At 63.3% G+C, this 15,652-nt stretch carries 16 protein-coding genes; 10 read left to right on the top strand and 6 right to left on the bottom strand.

Annotation, left to right across the window (positions count from 1 at the left end; genetic code table 11):
* Positions 1-627 carry a hypothetical protein gene (locus ACSMXN_RS09595; protein WP_155958247.1) on the top strand — a complete coding sequence of 209 codons (627 nt, stop codon included), beginning with the start codon at positions 1-3 and terminating at the stop codon, positions 625-627.
* A gap of 10 nt (positions 628-637) precedes the next feature.
* Here ACSMXN_RS09595 and ACSMXN_RS09600 read toward each other — a convergent pair whose 3' ends face one another.
* Positions 638-2,164: a glycoside hydrolase family 13 protein gene (locus ACSMXN_RS09600; RefSeq protein WP_027139003.1), complete on the bottom strand. Its 1,527-nt coding sequence runs from the start codon at positions 2,162-2,164 to the stop codon at positions 638-640.
* Between the two features lie 281 nt (positions 2,165-2,445).
* Positions 2,446-2,826 (bottom strand): globin, encoded by a 381-nt coding sequence (locus ACSMXN_RS09605; RefSeq protein WP_022911644.1) that lies wholly within the window; start codon positions 2,824-2,826, stop codon positions 2,446-2,448.
* A 220-nt stretch (positions 2,827-3,046) separates the two neighbouring features.
* Between ACSMXN_RS09605 and ACSMXN_RS09610 the strand changes: the two genes are divergently transcribed.
* The 5 genes from ACSMXN_RS09610 to ACSMXN_RS09630 all read left to right on the top strand — a co-directional run bounded on the left by ACSMXN_RS09610 (position 3,047) and on the right by ACSMXN_RS09630 (position 7,319).
* Positions 3,047-3,574: an HNH endonuclease gene (locus ACSMXN_RS09610; protein WP_027139004.1), complete on the top strand. Its 528-nt coding sequence runs from the start codon at positions 3,047-3,049 to the stop codon at positions 3,572-3,574.
* A gap of 155 nt (positions 3,575-3,729) precedes the next feature.
* Positions 3,730-4,014, top strand: a complete 285-nt coding sequence (ctaJ, locus tag ACSMXN_RS09615) for an aa3-type cytochrome oxidase subunit CtaJ (protein ID WP_022911646.1) — start codon at positions 3,730-3,732, stop codon at positions 4,012-4,014.
* Complete coding sequence (locus ACSMXN_RS09620; RefSeq protein WP_455407740.1) at positions 4,004-4,483, top strand: DUF5130 family protein; 480 nt, start codon at positions 4,004-4,006, stop codon at positions 4,481-4,483. The genes ctaJ and ACSMXN_RS09620 overlap by 11 nt, the downstream gene beginning before the upstream one ends.
* Positions 4,484-4,635: 152 nt before the next feature.
* Positions 4,636-6,057, top strand: coding sequence for an FAD-binding protein (locus tag ACSMXN_RS09625; RefSeq protein WP_022911648.1), 1,422 nt, complete (start codon positions 4,636-4,638; stop codon positions 6,055-6,057).
* The gene (locus ACSMXN_RS09630) at positions 6,054-7,319 is read left to right on the top strand and encodes a class I SAM-dependent methyltransferase (RefSeq protein ID WP_022911649.1); all 1,266 of its coding nucleotides are present in this window, start codon (positions 6,054-6,056) and stop codon (positions 7,317-7,319) included. Before ACSMXN_RS09625 ends, ACSMXN_RS09630 begins: the two co-directional genes overlap by 4 nt.
* Positions 7,320-7,392: 73 nt before the next feature.
* On the opposite strand, the gene pepN is transcribed toward ACSMXN_RS09630, so the two are convergent.
* Positions 7,393-10,050: an aminopeptidase N gene (pepN, locus tag ACSMXN_RS09635; protein WP_022911650.1), complete on the bottom strand. Its 2,658-nt coding sequence runs from the start codon at positions 10,048-10,050 to the stop codon at positions 7,393-7,395.
* Positions 10,051-10,130: 80 nt separating this feature from the next.
* On the opposite strand from pepN, the gene ACSMXN_RS09640 reads away from it, so the two are divergent.
* Positions 10,131-10,757 carry a mycothiol-dependent nitroreductase Rv2466c family protein gene (locus tag ACSMXN_RS09640; RefSeq protein ID WP_022911651.1) on the top strand — a complete coding sequence of 209 codons (627 nt, stop codon included), beginning with the start codon at positions 10,131-10,133 and terminating at the stop codon, positions 10,755-10,757.
* Between the two features lie 57 nt (positions 10,758-10,814).
* On the top strand, positions 10,815-11,147 hold the full coding sequence (locus ACSMXN_RS09645) for a DUF952 domain-containing protein (RefSeq protein ID WP_022911652.1): 333 nt from the start codon (positions 10,815-10,817) through the stop codon (positions 11,145-11,147).
* A 40-nt stretch (positions 11,148-11,187) separates the two neighbouring features.
* On the opposite strand, the gene ACSMXN_RS09650 is transcribed toward ACSMXN_RS09645, so the two are convergent.
* Positions 11,188-12,144, bottom strand: coding sequence for a cytochrome c oxidase assembly protein (locus ACSMXN_RS09650; RefSeq protein WP_022911653.1), 957 nt, complete (start codon positions 12,142-12,144; stop codon positions 11,188-11,190).
* 42 nt (positions 12,145-12,186) lie between these two features.
* On the opposite strand from ACSMXN_RS09650, the gene ACSMXN_RS09655 reads away from it, so the two are divergent.
* The gene (locus ACSMXN_RS09655) at positions 12,187-12,648 is read left to right on the top strand and encodes a ribose-5-phosphate isomerase (protein ID WP_027139009.1); all 462 of its coding nucleotides are present in this window, start codon (positions 12,187-12,189) and stop codon (positions 12,646-12,648) included.
* 102 nt (positions 12,649-12,750) lie between these two features.
* Here the strand turns inward: ACSMXN_RS09655 and ACSMXN_RS09660 are convergent, their stop codons facing one another.
* On the bottom strand, positions 12,751-13,344 hold the full coding sequence (locus ACSMXN_RS09660) for a hypothetical protein (RefSeq protein ID WP_022911655.1): 594 nt from the start codon (positions 13,342-13,344) through the stop codon (positions 12,751-12,753).
* A gap of 67 nt (positions 13,345-13,411) precedes the next feature.
* Here ACSMXN_RS09660 and ACSMXN_RS09665 point away from each other — a divergent pair, with 67 nt between their 5' ends.
* Positions 13,412-14,632, top strand: coding sequence for a PP2C family protein-serine/threonine phosphatase (locus tag ACSMXN_RS09665; RefSeq protein ID WP_022911656.1), 1,221 nt, complete (start codon positions 13,412-13,414; stop codon positions 14,630-14,632).
* Here ACSMXN_RS09665 and ACSMXN_RS09670 read toward each other — a convergent pair.
* Positions 14,629-15,630 carry an XdhC/CoxI family protein gene (locus ACSMXN_RS09670; RefSeq protein ID WP_022911657.1) on the bottom strand — a complete coding sequence of 334 codons (1,002 nt, stop codon included), beginning with the start codon at positions 15,628-15,630 and terminating at the stop codon, positions 14,629-14,631. The genes ACSMXN_RS09665 and ACSMXN_RS09670 overlap by 4 nt on opposite strands.
* Positions 15,631-15,652 lie beyond the last annotated feature (22 nt).

The raw sequence follows: 15,652 nt of genomic DNA on the forward strand, positions 1-15,652 counted from the left end.
GTGCCGACGTCGACCATGCCCGACTCTGCCGACGTCGCCGAACTCGCACCGATGGCCGAACGTGCGTTGTCCATCGATCCGCTGACGATGCTTCGGATCCGAGCCGACCCCGGGCTCGTCGCCGGGTTCATCCGGCTGCCCTACGACGTTGTGGCAGGACGCGCACTGCTGATTGAGTCCGAACGTTCCTACGACATCACCGTCGCAGCGACCGATTTTCTGCGTTGGGTCGACGACGCCGGTGACATACCTCAACGTCACGATGCGCATTGGCTTACCCCGTTGCCGCCGCGGAAGGGCTGGCACCGAGTCGAGATCGTGCCGGATTCCACACTGCGAGATCTCATCCGCTCAGGCGCACAGCTCGCAAGGGAGGCGGCGAGCAAGCCAGCGCAAGAGGCGCTGGTGAATTCCATCGTGCTGACGGCGACTTCTCCAGGGCACACCGTTGACGTACCTCTGGGCGCAGTCAGCGCCTTGACGCGAATGGGTTTCTTGCCCCGGGGCACGTCAGCTGCCATCGACGTCGCACCCGGTTGGGTTCGGGTGGCAGCCCAGTTCGGCTCGACCTTCGTCGCTTCTGCCGGCAACGCGCTGGGGCTCCTCGGTGGGCTGTCGATCCCGTGATCGTGCTTCGCTAGGCCCGGAGCCAGACGGCAGTGTTCGCCGGTAGCTTGTCGCCCTCGATGGGTGATGAAGAGAGCAGGACTTCGCCGGGAGGCAAGTCCACCGGCGAATCCCCGGCATTGAGCGCGACCACCAGGTTGGGGCCTCTGCGATAGGCCAGACACCCGCGGGGGGCTCGTTGCCAGGTGAAGCTCGAACTCTGCAGTTCTGGAAGCTGACGGCGGAGGCGAAGGGCAGCTCGATACAGTGACAGCGTCGATTGATCATCGTTCACTTGAGCTTCCACAGTGACCGCCGCCCACTCTTTGGGAATCGGCAACCAGCTGCTGTCGCTATCGCCGAAGCCGAACGGCGGCTCTTTGCCCTTCCAAGGCAGCGGAACCCGCTCGCCGTCACGCCCACGCTCAGTGTGGCCACTTCGTTCCCAGGTCGGATCCTGCAGCACGTCGTCAGGCAGGTCGACATTTTCCAAGCCGAGCTCGTCGCCGTTGTACAGGTAGGCAGCCCCAGGCAATGACAACTGAACCAACGCTGCAGCGCGTCCGCGTGACTGCCCAAGTTCGCCACCGCCGTATCTCGTTGCGTGCCGCACCACGTCGTGGTTTGACAACACCCAGGTACACGGCGCGCCGACCTCGGCCATCGCAGTCAATGAGCCGTCGATCGCTGCCTGAAATGCCGCAGCTGACCATTCGGCTTCGACTAATCGAAAGTTGAAGGTCAGGTGCAACTCGTCGCCGCGGACATACCGGGCCAGGCGTTCGTCGTCCGGCACCCAGGCCTCGCCGACGGCCATCCGGTTTTCGTAGCTGTCGATTACCCGGCGAAACATCTTCAGATGTTCATGGACACCGTCATTGTCAAAGCGGAGATCCGGATTGAGCTGCGTACCTGGGCCCTGATACTCGGTGAGGTCCATATCGGGCAGTCCCGCCGGCTTTGCCATCGAATGGGCGACGTCCACCCTGAATCCGTCTGCCCCGCGTTCGAGCCAGAACCGTAGGATCCGCTCGAATTCGGCAGGGACCTCGGGATTGGCCCAGTTGAGGTCGGGTTGTTCGGGCGCGAAAATGTGCAGGTACCACTGGCCGTCGGGGACCCGGGTCCACGCCGGGCCGCCGAAGATGGACGGCCAGTTGTTCGGTGGCGTTGCGCCCCCCGGGCCGCTTCCGTCCATGAAGATGAAGCGCGCGCGCTCGGGCGAGCCCGGCGCCGCCGCCAGCGCCTGTTGAAACCAGACGTGTTGATCAGAGAGATGGTTCGGCACGATGTCGACCGTCACCTTGATGCCACGTTCGTGCGCGCCGGTGATCAGGGCGTCGAAGTCGGCCAAGGTGCCGAACATCGGGTCGACGTCTGTCGGATCCGCTACGTCGTAACCTCCGTCGGCCATCGGGGAGGTGTAGAACGGGCTGAGCCACAAGGCGTCGATCCCGAGCATTGCCAGGTAATCCAAGCGGTCTCTGACGCCGATCAGGTCGCCCATGCCGTCGCCGTTGCCGTCTGCGAAGCTGCGCGGATAGATCTGGTAAAAGATCGCGGTGCGCCACCAGCCGCTCCCGGCTTGGTGTGCAGCGCCAAGACTGTCGTGATCGAGGTCGTCGAAGGCGTTTAGGTCGTCGAAGTCGGACGCAACGGGGTTGCTGAGCCCGACGCTTGCTGCGTCTTCAATGTGGTCGTTCTGAGCGTCGGACACGCCACTTCCCTCTGTGGACGAGCGCGGTGTAGGTCAACGCGACGGCAATCGTAGGCAGGAGTCTAGTCAGCCGGCGCGGGCCGGACCGTCCGTTGACCGCGTTCGAAGCTGCCCACGGAGCCTCAGGTGAGGGTGTTGCGCATCGCGTCTGCAGCCATCACCAGGTAGTCCCAGATGCGTTCGGATACCGGTGCTGGCAGGTCCAGTGAGACAAGGGCCGCGCGCATGTGTCGCAGCCACGCGTCACGCTCAGCCTCGCCGATCACAAAGGGAGCGTGCCTCATCCGTAACCGTGGGTGCCCGCGCGTCTCGGAGTACGTGCCGGGGCCGCCCCAGTACTGGATCAGGAAGAGGGTAAGCCGATCTGCTGCCGGGCCGAGGTCCTCCTCCGGGTACAACGGCCGCAACAACGGATCCAGAGCCACACCGGCGTAGAACCTTTCCACGAGCAGCCGGAAGGTTTCTGCACCGCCCGCCTCGTCGAAGAACTGCTGATCTACCACGGCAACATGGCGCGACTGCCGCTCGCGGGTGGCCGAACAGACGGTGACAGCCGAGCAGGTAGCGAAATTGGGGTCACGGACACCGCTCCATTCTCCCTTTCCCGGTTCCTAGGCTGTGCGCGGGGCATGTCGTCGAAGTCGACGGTGTGTCGTCGGCAATTAATGGGTGCGGGATCGGTCGGCGTCGGGTTGACTGTTAACACACTCGGAGGTGAGGCCGGTGGCGGGGACGCTTGTGCTCAATGCGTCATATGAACCGCTGTGTGTCGTTCCTACACGACGCGCCGTGGTGCTCCTGCTCGCCGAAAAAGCCATCATGGTCGAGGCTGGGGACGAGTTGATGCATTCGGCAACCACCTCCATCCAGATCCCCCACGTGGTCAAATTATGCCGTTATGTGCGGGTCCCGTACCGTCGGCAGATCCCGCTCACCCGACGCGCTGTTCTCGCCCGTGACGCCCACCGTTGCGTCTATTGCGCCGTCCGGGCTGACACGATCGACCACGTGGTGCCGCGCTCTCGGGGTGGCCGCAACGAGTGGACAAATGTCGTTGCTGCCTGCGCCCGGTGCAACCATCGCAAGGGCAGCCGGCTGCTGTCCGAGATCGGCTGGTCGTTGCCGCGGCCGCCGGTGCAGCCGTCCGCGACGGTCGCCCTGGTCCTCGGCTGGGCGAAACGCGACCCCTCGTGGGACCGGTACCTGGGCTATGACCCGGCGCTGGCGCCAGCAGCGGCTTCAGCCAGCTGAGCCAAAATTCGCCTCGCGTCGCGACGTGTCATCGTGCGCACCAACGGGCAGAATCCGTGCTGGGCGCAGAAACTGACACCCAGCGGGTTTGGGATGCGAACGTTTCGATACCGTGTGAGCGGAAGAGCACGCACACTGCAGGGCTGGAGGGGCATATGAGCATCGTCGAAACGGTGCTGGTCTTCGTGGGGATCCCCGCTGGCGTGTTCGCCGTATTCGCGATCGTCACGCTCGGGCCCGGAGCCGTGCGCGCTCCGCGGTACCGTCCCGGGTCGTCCTGGGACTACAAACCTGTCTGGTACCTGCCGCATCCAGAGCACGAGGGACCGGTGTCCAGCTTGCAATCAGCGAACACTCTCGAGGCCGGAACCAGGCTCGCGGTGTCCGGAGCAGTGGCCGAACCGGCAAAGGCGTCAGGGGGTGCAAGCGGTGAGTGGTGACGGTACGAACAGTCTGGTGGCTAGCTCGAGCGTCGGCGGTGTATCGGCTACCGGTGGGAGCTCAAAAGAGGTAGCCGTCGCTCGTGGGCTCGATAAAGAGCTGACCACGCCACGCAGCCCCGATATCAGCCCTGATCGACCGTTCAAGCCGGCTCAGCTCTCGCGGATCGACGAAGCCATCACGCTCGCCTCTCGTGAGACGGGTTTGTTGTTCAGCGTCTATGTCGGCCAGCTACCTGGTGACACCCGGGCGCTCGCCGAGCAGATGTTCGCAAAGTTGGCTGCGAAGCACGACGCGCCCGTCCTCATTGCGGTTTCGCCCGGCCAGCGACGACTGGAGATAGTCACGGGCGGCCGCTCCGCCGAGCGCATTCCCAATCGCATCGCGGTCTTGCAGCCCTGGCTATGCGAGCCTCCTTCACGACAGGTGATCTCACCGGGGGCATCGTCAACGGCCTTCGCCAGCTAGCCGACGCTGCTGGCGATGCCTGATCGCACTACCTTCGACTCACGTTCGCACCCTCAGCCGTAGCGCCTGAGGACCCGTTTCGGGGTGATGAAGGGCTCGCCACAGCGAAGTGGTTAGCCGGACGAAACACTTCGCCGCTAAGGTATTACGCGATGAGCACAGTCATGGTCGATCCACAGACGCACGCGGACGCTGTAGCGCGGCTGCAGGCGTCTTACGCGGCGATCCCCGTCGGCCAGCCAGTTCGGCTTGCGAAGCGGACTTCGAATCTCTTTCGGCCGCGCACGGCGGCAGAAATCGTGGGGCTGGATGTCACCGGCCTCGATGCGGTCATATCCGTTGACCCGCAGGGACGAACCGCGGACGTGCAGGGCATGTGCACCTACGAGCGTCTGGTCGAGGCGACGCTGCCGTTCGGGCTGATGCCGACCGTAGTGCCACAGCTCAAGACGATCACGCTGGGCGGCGCGGTCACGGGTCTCGGCATCGAGTCCTCGTCGTTTCGAAACGGCCTGCCGCACGAGGCGGTCCTCGAGATGGACGTCCTCGCCGGCGACGGTCAACTGATCACGGCCAGCCCGACCCAACACGCAGACCTGTTTGCCGGGTTCCCGAACTCCTACGGCAGCCTCGGTTACGCAGTACGGCTCCGGATCGAGCTCGACCCGGTTCGTCCTTACGTTGCGTTGCGTCACATCCGCTTCGATGACCTTGACGCGCTCTGCAGTGCCGTGGCCGATGTCACCGCCAAGCGGTCATGGGACGGCGAAGCCGTGGAGTTTCTCGACGGTGTTGTCTTCGGCCCGCGCGAGGCATATCTGACCCTCGGCAACTGGGCTGATTGGCCGCGCGAGGCGGGCCAGGCCGAGGCGAGTGACTACACCGGCCAACAGATCTACTACCGTTCGATTCAAGAGCGCGAGCGTGATTGCCTCACGGTCAGTGACTACATCTGGCGGTGGGACACCGATTGGTTCTGGTGCTCTGGCGCGTTCGGTGTGCAGAATCCCAAGATCCGTCGGGTATGGCCGGCGAAATACCGCAGAAGCGACTTCTATCATCGGCTCGTCAGCCTTGATCACCGCTTTCACGTCGGAGCCAAGATCGATCGGCTGAGAGGCATCGGAGCTCGTGAGCGCGTCGTACAAGACGTCGAGATACCCCTCAGTCAAACCGCAGACTTCCTCAACTGGTTCGCTGAGCACGTACCAATGTCGCCAGTATGGCTCTGCCCGCTGAGGCTCCGCGAACTGCCAGGAGCTGGCGATGATGCGGCCAGCTCGGCTCGGACTTGGCCGCTGTACCCCCTAGAACCTGGCGAGATCTACATCAACGTGGGGTTCTGGGGCACCGTAGAGATCGAGCCTGGCCGTATCGATGGTGACGTGAACCGGCTCATCGAGGCCGCGGTCGCCAGCCGGGATGGACATAAATCGCTCTATTCAGATGCTTACTACGAAAGGGACGTCTTCGACGCCATGTACGGCGGCGAGGTCTATTCAAAATTAAAGGATCAGTACGACCCGGCTCATCGGTTGACGGGCATGTACGAGAAGGCGGTAGGGCGACGATGAAGATTGCAGACATTGTCAGGACGTTGACCGTCGAGGCACCCTCGCTGCAGTTCACGGCGTACGACGGAAGTAGCTTCGGCCCGGACGACGCGCAGATCAAGCTCGATCTCGTCAATGAACGTGGCCTTCGATATCTCGCCACCGCCCCGGGTGACCTCGGCCTGGCGCGGGCATACATCAGTGGTGACCTGCGCCTGATCGGTGCGCATCCGGGTAACCCGTACGACGCGATGAAACTTCTCGAGTCTTGGCGCTTCCGCCGCCCGACGGCGCGTGAAGCCGCCGAACTGATCAAGGCCCTGGGCGCTCGCAACCTGGTGCCCCCGGAGCCTCCAAAACAGGAATCCCTGCCGCGCTGGCGTCGCACCGTTGAGGGTCTTCGGCATTCACGCACGCGCGACGCCGAAGCAATTCATCACCACTACGACGTGTCGAACGCGTTCTACGAGAAGGTGCTCGGCCCTTCGATGGCCTACACCTGTGCCGTCTACCCGAAGGCGGACGCCAGCCTCGAGGAGGCCCAGGAGGAGAAGTTCGACCTGGTGGCTCGCAAGCTGGGCCTGGAGCCGGGCATGCGGATGCTGGACATCGGATGTGGTTGGGGTGGCATGGTCCGGCACGCCGCCAAGCACTACGGCGTCAAGGCGCTGGGCGTCACGCTGTCGTCTGAGCAGGCCAAGTGGGCGCAGGCCGAAATCGAGCGCGAGGGCCTGACCAGTCTTGCGGAGGTGCGGCATTCCGACTACCGGGATGCCCCGGGCCATGGCTACGACGCTGTTTCGTCGATCGGCTTGCTCGAACACGTCGGCGTCGGCAACTATCCGACCTACTTCGCGTTCATACGCGACAAGCTCCGCGACGGTGGCCGGCTGCTCAACCATTGCATTACCCGTCCCGACAACAAGCAACGAGCGCTGCCTGGGCTGTTCATCGATCGCTACGTCTTTCCCGACGGCGAGTTGACCGGTTCCGGACGGATCATCAGCGAGGCACAGAACGCCGGGCTCGAAGTACGGCACGAAGAGAACTTGCGTGAGCACTATGCCCTGACCCTGAAGGCGTGGTGCGAGAACCTCGAACGGAACTGGGACGAGTGCGTCGCTGACGTCGGTGATGCCACGGCGCGAGTCTGGGGTCTGTACATGGCCGGTTCGCGACTCGGCTTCGAGACGAACGGTATTCAGCTGCACCAGGTGCTTGCGGTCAAGGTCGGTCCGGACGGCAATGCGGCCTTCCCGCTGCGCCCGACCTTCGGCCCGTAGCCCAAACCGGCCCCGTAACCCAGAATTGTGTAACAACCGGCATCCCCTGGATGCCGGTTGTTACACAATTCGGTCAATCCGCGGGTTCGGCTGCGGCGCGATCGGTTTCGCGGGCCTTCAAGGCACGTACGACATCGGCACGCCCCTCGGAAACCAACCGCCGTAGTGCGGGGGAGCGTGAGGTGTTTGCCAGAAACTCATCAGCCAATCGAACAGTCTCCGCGTCGATGGCCGAGGACCACGTTGGGAACAGGCCGACGATCACGTCCTGAGCCATTTCCGAGGTCCGTCGCTGCCATACGTCCGCCGCATTGGCAAAGTACTTCGCCGGATAGTCGGTCAGCAGTTCGGACTGCAGAGGGTGGGAGAAGCCGAGAATCTTGGCGCGCATCACGGCATTGCTGAGGGTGTCGTCGAAGAACGCAGCGTTCCAGGTAGCGGCTTTGGATTCGGCCGTCGGAATGAGCGCATGTGCCGTGGCCGCAGCTCGGACACCAGCGGAGGTTCGGTCGCGGTCGGCCTCGGTGTCGATCGATTCGGCTCCGAGGACACCTCGCGCTACCAGCGCCTGGACGATCGCCCACCGTAGATCGGTGTCGATCGCCAGGCCCTCAAGTGTCTCCGAACCGTCGAGTAGACGACTCACGAAGGCCGTCTGTTCAACGGTTATCGCCGCTGATAGCACAGCATGTACCCAGGCGAGCTGGTGGTCGGAGCCGGGAACGGCCTGTCGCGCTGCCTCGATGGCGACGTCAGCGAAACGCGCACGGCCAGTGGGGGCCCAATCGGGATCGGCGTAGATCTCCAGCGCACGCAGCAATTGACGATGCGCAGATTGCACCACACCGATCTGCGATTCTGACGGTGCGCCGGCGATGACGAGGTCCAGGTAGTCACGGACAGCGAGCTCCCCGTCGCGCACCATGTCCCACGCTGCGACCCAACACACAGCACGCGTAAGTGAATCCGTCAGCGCGCCCAGGCCCCCGGTTCGCAGCGTGTGCAGGCTGTGCTCGTCCAGCCGTAGTTTGCAATATGTCAGGTCGTCATCGTTGCCGATGATGAAGTCCCCACGGGGAAGCCCAACCAGCTCGGGTACTTCCGTGCGTTCGCCGTCGAGGTCGAGCTCAACTCGGGTCGTGCGAACGAGCTCTCCGGAGTCGTTGTAGGAGTAGAGCCCCACTGCTAGCCGGTGCGGTCTCAACACATTGTCTTTGGCCGTCACTGTCGGCGCATCCTGGATCAGCGCGAACGAGGCGAAGTTTGCATTCTCGTCGAGGGTGTACTCAGGGGTGATGGTGTTCAAACCCGAGGTCTCCAGCCAGACCTTTGCCCAGTCGGAGAGCTCCCGGCCCGATGCCGCATTCAGCGCGGCCAAAAAATCCGGAAGGGTCGTGTTCCCATAGGCGTTGTCAGCGAAGTATTGCCTTACACCAGCGAGGAATTCCTCGAGCCCAACGTAAGCAGCAAGTTGCTTGAGCACGCTCGCGCCCTTGGCGTATGTGATCCCGTCGAAGTTGACCTCAACCGCTTCCGCGTCGGGTATCTCGCACGCTATCGGGTGGGTCGAGGGCAGTTGATCTTGCCGGTACGCCCACGTCTTGTCGACGTTGGTGAAGGTCGACCAGGCATCCGTCCAGCGCGTGGCTTGCGACTGCGACATGGTGCCCGCCCAATCGGCGAAGGACTCGTTCAACCACAAGTCGTCGAACCACTTCATCGTGACCAGGTCGCCGAACCACATGTGTGCCATCTCATGCAAGATCGTGCCCGCCCGGCGTTCGTAGCGAGCATCGGTTACGCGGCTGCGAAAGACGTAATCCTCCAGGAACGTGACGCAGCCCGCGTTCTCCATCGCGCCCGCATTGAACTCGGGAACGAAGAGCTGATCGTATTTCCCGAAGGCGTAGCGGACGCCGAAATTGGCGTGGTACCAGTCGAAACCCTGCTTGGTGATCGTGAACAGCTCATCGGTGTCGAAGAACTCCGCCAGCGACTTGCGGCAGTACAGCCCGAGATCGATGCCGTCATGGTGATCGCGCGCCTCGAAGTAAGGTCCAGCGACGAGTGCGGTGATGTAGGTGCTCATGCGCGGCGTGGTGGCGAAGTGCACCGTCTTGGTCTCGTCGTCATCCTCGACCTCGGTCACGGCGCCGTTCGAGACCACCGTCCAGTGAGCCGGCGCCGTCACATGCAAGGAGAATCGCGCCTTGATGTCAGGCTGGTCGAAACAGGCGTACATCCGCTTGGAATCGGTCGTCTCGAACTGGGTGTAAAGGTAGACCTCGTCATCGATCGGGTCCGTGAACCTGTGCACGCCCTGGCCGATGGTCGTGTACAGCAAGTCAGCATCGACAACGAGGACGTTCGATTCGGCAAGATCGGCAAGCACGATTCCGTCAGCGGGCTCGTAGCTGCTGACGTCGACCGGTTTGCCGTTGAGGCTGACCTCGTGGAATCGCTCTGCTACTACATCGATGAAGGTCGAGGCACCCGGCCGACTGGCGGCGAAGGTCACGGTCGTTCGAGAGCGGAACGCGTGTTCGCTCGGGCCTCCATCGGCGTCGGTCAGATCGAGCACAACATCGTAGGAATCAACCGTAAGCAACCCTGCCCGTAGGCGGGCATCCTCGCGTGTGAGGTTGGGGACCGGCACGGTGTTCGCGTCCAACCGCTCGCCGCCGCCTACCGATGAACCTGCTTGCAGATCAATGTGAACATCGTCGGGCACGGAATGACGCTCCTTGGTGAATTGTTGTGATGTGTCGGAAGCTAGTGTTTCACGATCCGATTCACATTTGGGAGCGAGATATGACGTCAGCCGCTGAAGTAACGCGTCCGAAGGTGGAGCTGTGGTTCGACCCGGCCTGCCCGTTTGCCTGGGTTACCTCCCGGTGGATCTTGGAGGTCGAGAAGCAGCGGGACATCGACCTGACCTTCAGAGTCATGTCGCTCGCGGTGCTCAACGGCGGTCGTGATGACATCGAAGATCGCTACAAAGAGATGATGAAGAAGGCCTGGGGTCCCGTGCGGGTCGCGATCGCGGCAGAGCAACATTCCGGGACCGATATTCTCCGCGACCTCTATACCGCTCTGGGCACCAAACGGCACAACGAGAAGCGTGAGCTCGACCGCGCGACGATCATCGAGGCGCTGACCGAGGTCGGCTTACCCGCCGACCTCGCAGACGCAATGGATTCTGAAGAGTACGACGACGCGTTGAAGAAGTCCCATCACGAGGGCATGGATCCGGTGGGTATGGACGTCGGCACGCCGGTCATCCACGTCGACGGCGTGGCATTCTTCGGCCCCGTCATCACCCGGATTCCACGTGGCGAGGACGCCGTCAAGATCTGGGACGGCAGCAGGCTGTTGGCAAGCTACCCCTACTTCTTCGAATTGAAGCGGACCCGCACCGAGTCCCCCCAGTTTGACTAGACCGCAACAGTGGCCTCCGGACGCCCCTATTGATTTCTGAGCTGGCATGCTTAGCCGATGATGGGCATTTTCCATATCGTCGGGGAAGCCGAGTGGCGCGCAGCTTGTGAACTGGGGCGTTACGCGCCCGAGTCGCTGGCCTCGGATGGGTTTGTGCACTTCTCATACCGACATCAGGTCGCCGGAACTGCGAACTACCTCTATCACGAGCGGGTCGATCTAATCGTGGTAGAGGTAGACCCAGCTCTTCTGCTCGAGCCGGTAGTCGACGAAGACCTGTACGGGATGGACGAGTGCTTCCCGCATGTTTATGGCGCAATTCCGACGTCAGCCGCAGTCGCCGAACATCGGCTGCCGCGGTCGGTGAGCGGCGACTTTCTTTTCACCTAACCCGCAGTCTCGCCTAACCCGCGTGCGGGTCGACCTCCGGTCAACGCGACCGGAAGCGATCACGCAACTGTGGATCGGTCATGAACCACGGCTGGTTGGATTCATGGGTGCCCTCCGCGGCATCGGAGGGGGCCGCATCGCCGGCCGGTGGCATGTCTCGCGCGCTCACGGCCATTGAGTCGACCAATTCTGCATCGATCAAGGCCGCCTCACGGGCATCGGCCTGCACCCATCGCCGGAAGATCAGTATCAGAAACGGCAGATCCAGCAGTTCGGCGACGCACCAGAGAATGCCGCCGGCGAATTGTTGATCGGAAAGCCATCCGCGCTGACCGGCGACCACGGTGCGGTACTCGAAAAAGTTCGTCACCGGGTGCGTGGACAGTCTCATCACAATGCCTGGCACCGCATCCAGCAACAATTCGACAAAGCCGACGGCCACTGCAGCGCTGATCGCCAGCGAACTGGACGTGATGTCGTTAGACACGAGCGGTAGCACGATGATCAGGCCAACGATCAGCATCGCGGTCTGAACCGTCCAGCCAACGCCGGCGTCGCGTATCGACCATCCAGGTATCGGGCCGAAGAGGAACAACACGCACGCGATCGGGATCAGACCCGCGCCGACGATGGGTGATGCGCACACCCGGCCGAATGCTGAGTCAGCGAACCGGACGAGCGGTCCTGGCGGTCCTGGCGGTCCTGGCCTCCTGGCCTGACGCGCGAGCTCGACCGGTTGGCCGACCAGGAGCGGTATCGGTAGGACCAGCAGGAGTAACAGCGCCTGGGTCAGCCACACCCAGAACAGCCGTCGGGTGTCGGAGGCTATCCCCGCGTCGGTGGCCACCAGGACCAGTACCAGCCCGATCATGAAGGACATCGTGCGATGCCGCGGCCAGCGGCGCTCGGCGGGCAGTGCCCGAAGCTCCTTGACGTACCAGACCAATGCGCCCGCGCAGACGAGCAACAGGACGGGCTGGACTTCGAGGAATGGCACCCCCGCATTGTGCTCCCACCGCAAACTGGCACGATTGCGCTCATGCGCGTTTATCTGGGTAGCGACCACGCAGGCCTCGAGTTGAAGGGCGTGTTGATCGCCCACCTGGCATCGGGTGGCCACGAGCCAGTCGATTGCGGCCCGTCGGAATACGTTGCGACCGACGACTACCCGACTTACTGCATCCCAACAGCTTTGCGCGTCGTTGGCGATCCGGGGAGCCTCGGCATCGTCATCGGCGGTTCCGGCAATGGTGAGCAGATCGCTGCCAACAAAGTGCGCGGTGTGCGAGCAGCCTTGGCCTACAACCTCGAGACGGCGCAGCTGGGGCGGCAACACAACGACGCGAACGTCCTGGGCCTTGGTGCCCGGATGCACAATGAGGCCGATGCGATAGCGATCGCCGACGCCTTCGTCGAAACGCCTTTTTCCGAGGACCCGCGCCACATTCGCAGGATCAAGATGGTTACCGCGTACGAGGAAACCGGCGAGATACCTCGCTAGAGGTGCCCCTGCTGGAGGTGCCCCCCGCTGGAGGTGCCCCGCTCGCCAGAGGTGCCTTTGCAGCTAGAGGTGCCTGGCCCGCAGGTGGAAGCAGCAGCGGCATTACCTGTCGTGATGAGTTCTTCTGATCGGCAGTTCGCCGTCCGGTGGCTGCCACTGGCGGCGAACGATCACCAGGTTGCGTTCGGCCGCTGCTAGGTCCGCTTCGCTTGGACGTGCGACGTCTCGCGCTCGTAGGGCGCCCCCGACACCGACGATCGACGGGGCATTCCCCGTCAGGTCCCGCCAGCTGCGGTCCGATTCCCGGCCCGCCTCGTGATCGGGCTTACGGTGCGGTGATCGTGCTCCGGCATCACTCGCCGCCTTCGCCTTCCCGTCGGTGACTAGGGCTTCCTCTCCGTCATGGCGCTGTCCGTCATGGCGCTGTCCGTCATGGCGCTGTCCGTCATGGCGCTGCCGATCGGGCGCCGAGGCCTCCGCCGAGAACTCCGCCGAGGCCTCCGCCGATAGGTCCGCCGAGGGCTCATGGCTGGCGACCGACCGCGCTTCCGGCTCTCGCATAGCAGCCGAATCGGCAGGCGCCTCAGCGGAGCTGATCAGATCCGAGCTAGCAGGCGTGCTCGCCGTCGCGGCTTTACGCTGTGCGGACCGGCGGCGACTGCGTCTGCTGCTCGAGTTGTCGATTGAGCTGGCCACCAAGACATCGTGCCTTATTCTGCGACTCGCGAGGCTCCGATCTGTATTACGGTTCGATACGCTCTCCATGGTTGAGCCCGATGTCGTCCCGTACCTTTGGTTGTACATGATCAACGACCGTTTCCGCCGGAGCCTGCAGCGCCTTCGCCCTCGTCGAGAACGACCGACCGAGCGCGTCGAGCTGTCGTTGTGCCTGTTTGTCCTTATCGCCGGGACAGCCTGGTCGATTTCAGACAACAACCGCCAGATCAAGGTCGCCAGCGTCATGATCATCGTCATTGTCGTTTCCTCGTTGATCCTGACCAGCCGGTCCATGTGGATCCTGACCGCTTCCATTGCGGTCTGCCTGACCATCGTTTTTGCCGTGCACGGGTTGAACTCAAGACAGCTCTCGGTATCGGGGTTCGTGATGATCTCGATCGCGCTCGTCGTTGCCGTGGCGCAAGCTCGCCGCCGGGACCGGCTGGGCCTGCGGCAAGTGAGCGCGGAGAAGGTCATCGGCCTTATCCGGGACAGGCTTCTGGTGCAAGCGCAACTGCCCGAGGTACCTACCGGCTGGTCGGTTGACATCGAGCAGCGGCCAGCCGACGGAGCAGCCATCGCGGGCGACTTCGTATCGAACCGACTAGTGCGAAATGCGGCCGGAGAGCAGATTTTGCACCTTGCGGTCATTGACGTCTCTGGCAGCGGTATCGCGGCCGGACCAAGAGCGCTGCTGCTGTCCGGCGCCGTTGGTGGGCTGTTGGGATCGGTCGAGCCGGAGAAGTTTCTGACCTCGGCCAACGATTACCTGTCGCGACAGCAATGGTCGCTAGGTTTCGCTTCTGCCATCTATGTCCAGCTCAACCTCTCATCGGGAGCGTATGAGATCAGGGTTGCCGGTCATCCGCCCGCCGTTCACTTCCGTCCCTCTGCAACGCCGCCTTGGCGAATCTCCACGGCCACGGGCACTGTCCTCGGCGTGCTTCCGAATCTGGCAGGAGTGTCTGACGCCGACGTATTGGAGCCCGGAGAAGCCTTGTTTCTCTACACCGATGGCGTCGTCGAAGATCGAACGCGCGATCTCGATGCCGGTACTCAGCGATTGAAGGACAGCGTCGAGTTGCTCGCGACCCAAAACAGCTGGCAGGGCGTCTCCCAACATCTGATAGAGGGAGTGCCTGCTACCCAAGACGACGATCGAACCATGGTCATGATCAGACGTGACCCCATCGCGGTGGTGGCACAAGCGGTAGCAGCACCCTCGATGTCCGGTGCAGCGCGCAATGACGCTGGCGGTTCCTCCTAGCCCTGGATCGGACCCGTTCGGTCCCGCAGCCGCCCGGCATTGCGGCCGGTACGGACGGCACACATCTCCGCGATGATCGCGATCCCTATCTCATAGGGTGTCTGCGCACCGATGTCCAGTCCCGCCGGACCGTGAATCCGAGCGATTGCCCCTTGGCTCGTCCCGTTCGCGCTGAGCCACTCCGAGCGCGCAGCTTGCGTCCGGCGGGACCCGAGTGCGCCGACGTAGGTGGCCGGGCCGGACAAGGCTGCGCGCAGTGCAGGCCCCGCGATGACGAGGTCGTGGCTGAGAACGACGAACCCGTCGCCGGTGCGTAGGTTTGCTGCCTCAATGACCGCGGTCTCCGAGTCGTCCGAGTCCATTGAACGCCACCCCAGCAACGTCGCGATCCGGTTCAGGGCCTCGGCGATCAACCCCGATCCGACCACCAGCAACGTCGGGGTTGGCCACAGCGCGGTGATAAACCATTCGTCGCCGCCGGAGCTGAGCACTTGGGTTGTGGTGGCACCTCGTGCGAATACCGCAGCGATCGCGGGGTCGAGGTCGGCGCCGTCCAGACTGGATTGCGAATACACCGCCGTTTCCGAGGCGTCGCTGCCCAATCGCGCGATGCTTTCAAGGTTCGGTAGTCGTGTGACCAGGCAACTTGCCTCGCGGTCGGACAGTCGTTGCCAGCCTTCGTCATCGATGTCGTCCGCCCGTTGGATGAGCACCCGAGCGTTGCCGCCACAGCTCAAACCGACACTCATCGCGTCGGCGTCCGCGACCGTGATTGTGCTCAGTTCGGCGTTTCGTTGTCCGTGTCCAGACAACAGTTGCACCAGTTGCTCGTCCGCGGCCCCAGCGAACAGCGTTCCTGCGAGGGGGAGGCCCAGGGTCCAGGCGACTACCGCCGCCGGGTCTTGCGAACTGAAGCCGACAGAGTCCACCAACCGTGCGAGTACCACTGCTCTGCCTTCGGACCGCCAGTCCATGACGTGTCGCGCGATATCGAACATCGGTTCTCCCTGTTGCGGTGGA

The organism is Parajatrophihabitans canadensis (genome assembly GCF_053764775.1).

Excerpts from the sequence above, each read along its gene's own strand:
- ACSMXN_RS09665 (WP_022911656.1), top strand. The coding sequence starts at position 13,412 with ATGGTTGAGCCCGATGTCGTCCCGTACCTTTGGTTGTACATGATCAAC.
- ACSMXN_RS09640 (WP_022911651.1), top strand. The coding sequence starts at position 10,131 with ATGACGTCAGCCGCTGAAGTAACGCGTCCGAAGGTGGAGCTGTGGTTC.
- ACSMXN_RS09630 (WP_022911649.1), top strand. The coding sequence starts at position 6,054 with ATGAAGATTGCAGACATTGTCAGGACGTTGACCGTCGAGGCACCCTCG.
- ACSMXN_RS09645 (WP_022911652.1), top strand. The coding sequence starts at position 10,815 with ATGATGGGCATTTTCCATATCGTCGGGGAAGCCGAGTGGCGCGCAGCT.
- ctaJ (WP_022911646.1), top strand. The coding sequence starts at position 3,730 with ATGAGCATCGTCGAAACGGTGCTGGTCTTCGTGGGGATCCCCGCTGGC.
- ACSMXN_RS09625 (WP_022911648.1), top strand. The coding sequence starts at position 4,636 with ATGAGCACAGTCATGGTCGATCCACAGACGCACGCGGACGCTGTAGCG.
- ACSMXN_RS09670 (WP_022911657.1), bottom strand. The coding sequence starts at position 15,630 with ATGTTCGATATCGCGCGACACGTCATGGACTGGCGGTCCGAAGGCAGA.
- ACSMXN_RS09655 (WP_027139009.1), top strand. The coding sequence starts at position 12,187 with ATGCGCGTTTATCTGGGTAGCGACCACGCAGGCCTCGAGTTGAAGGGC.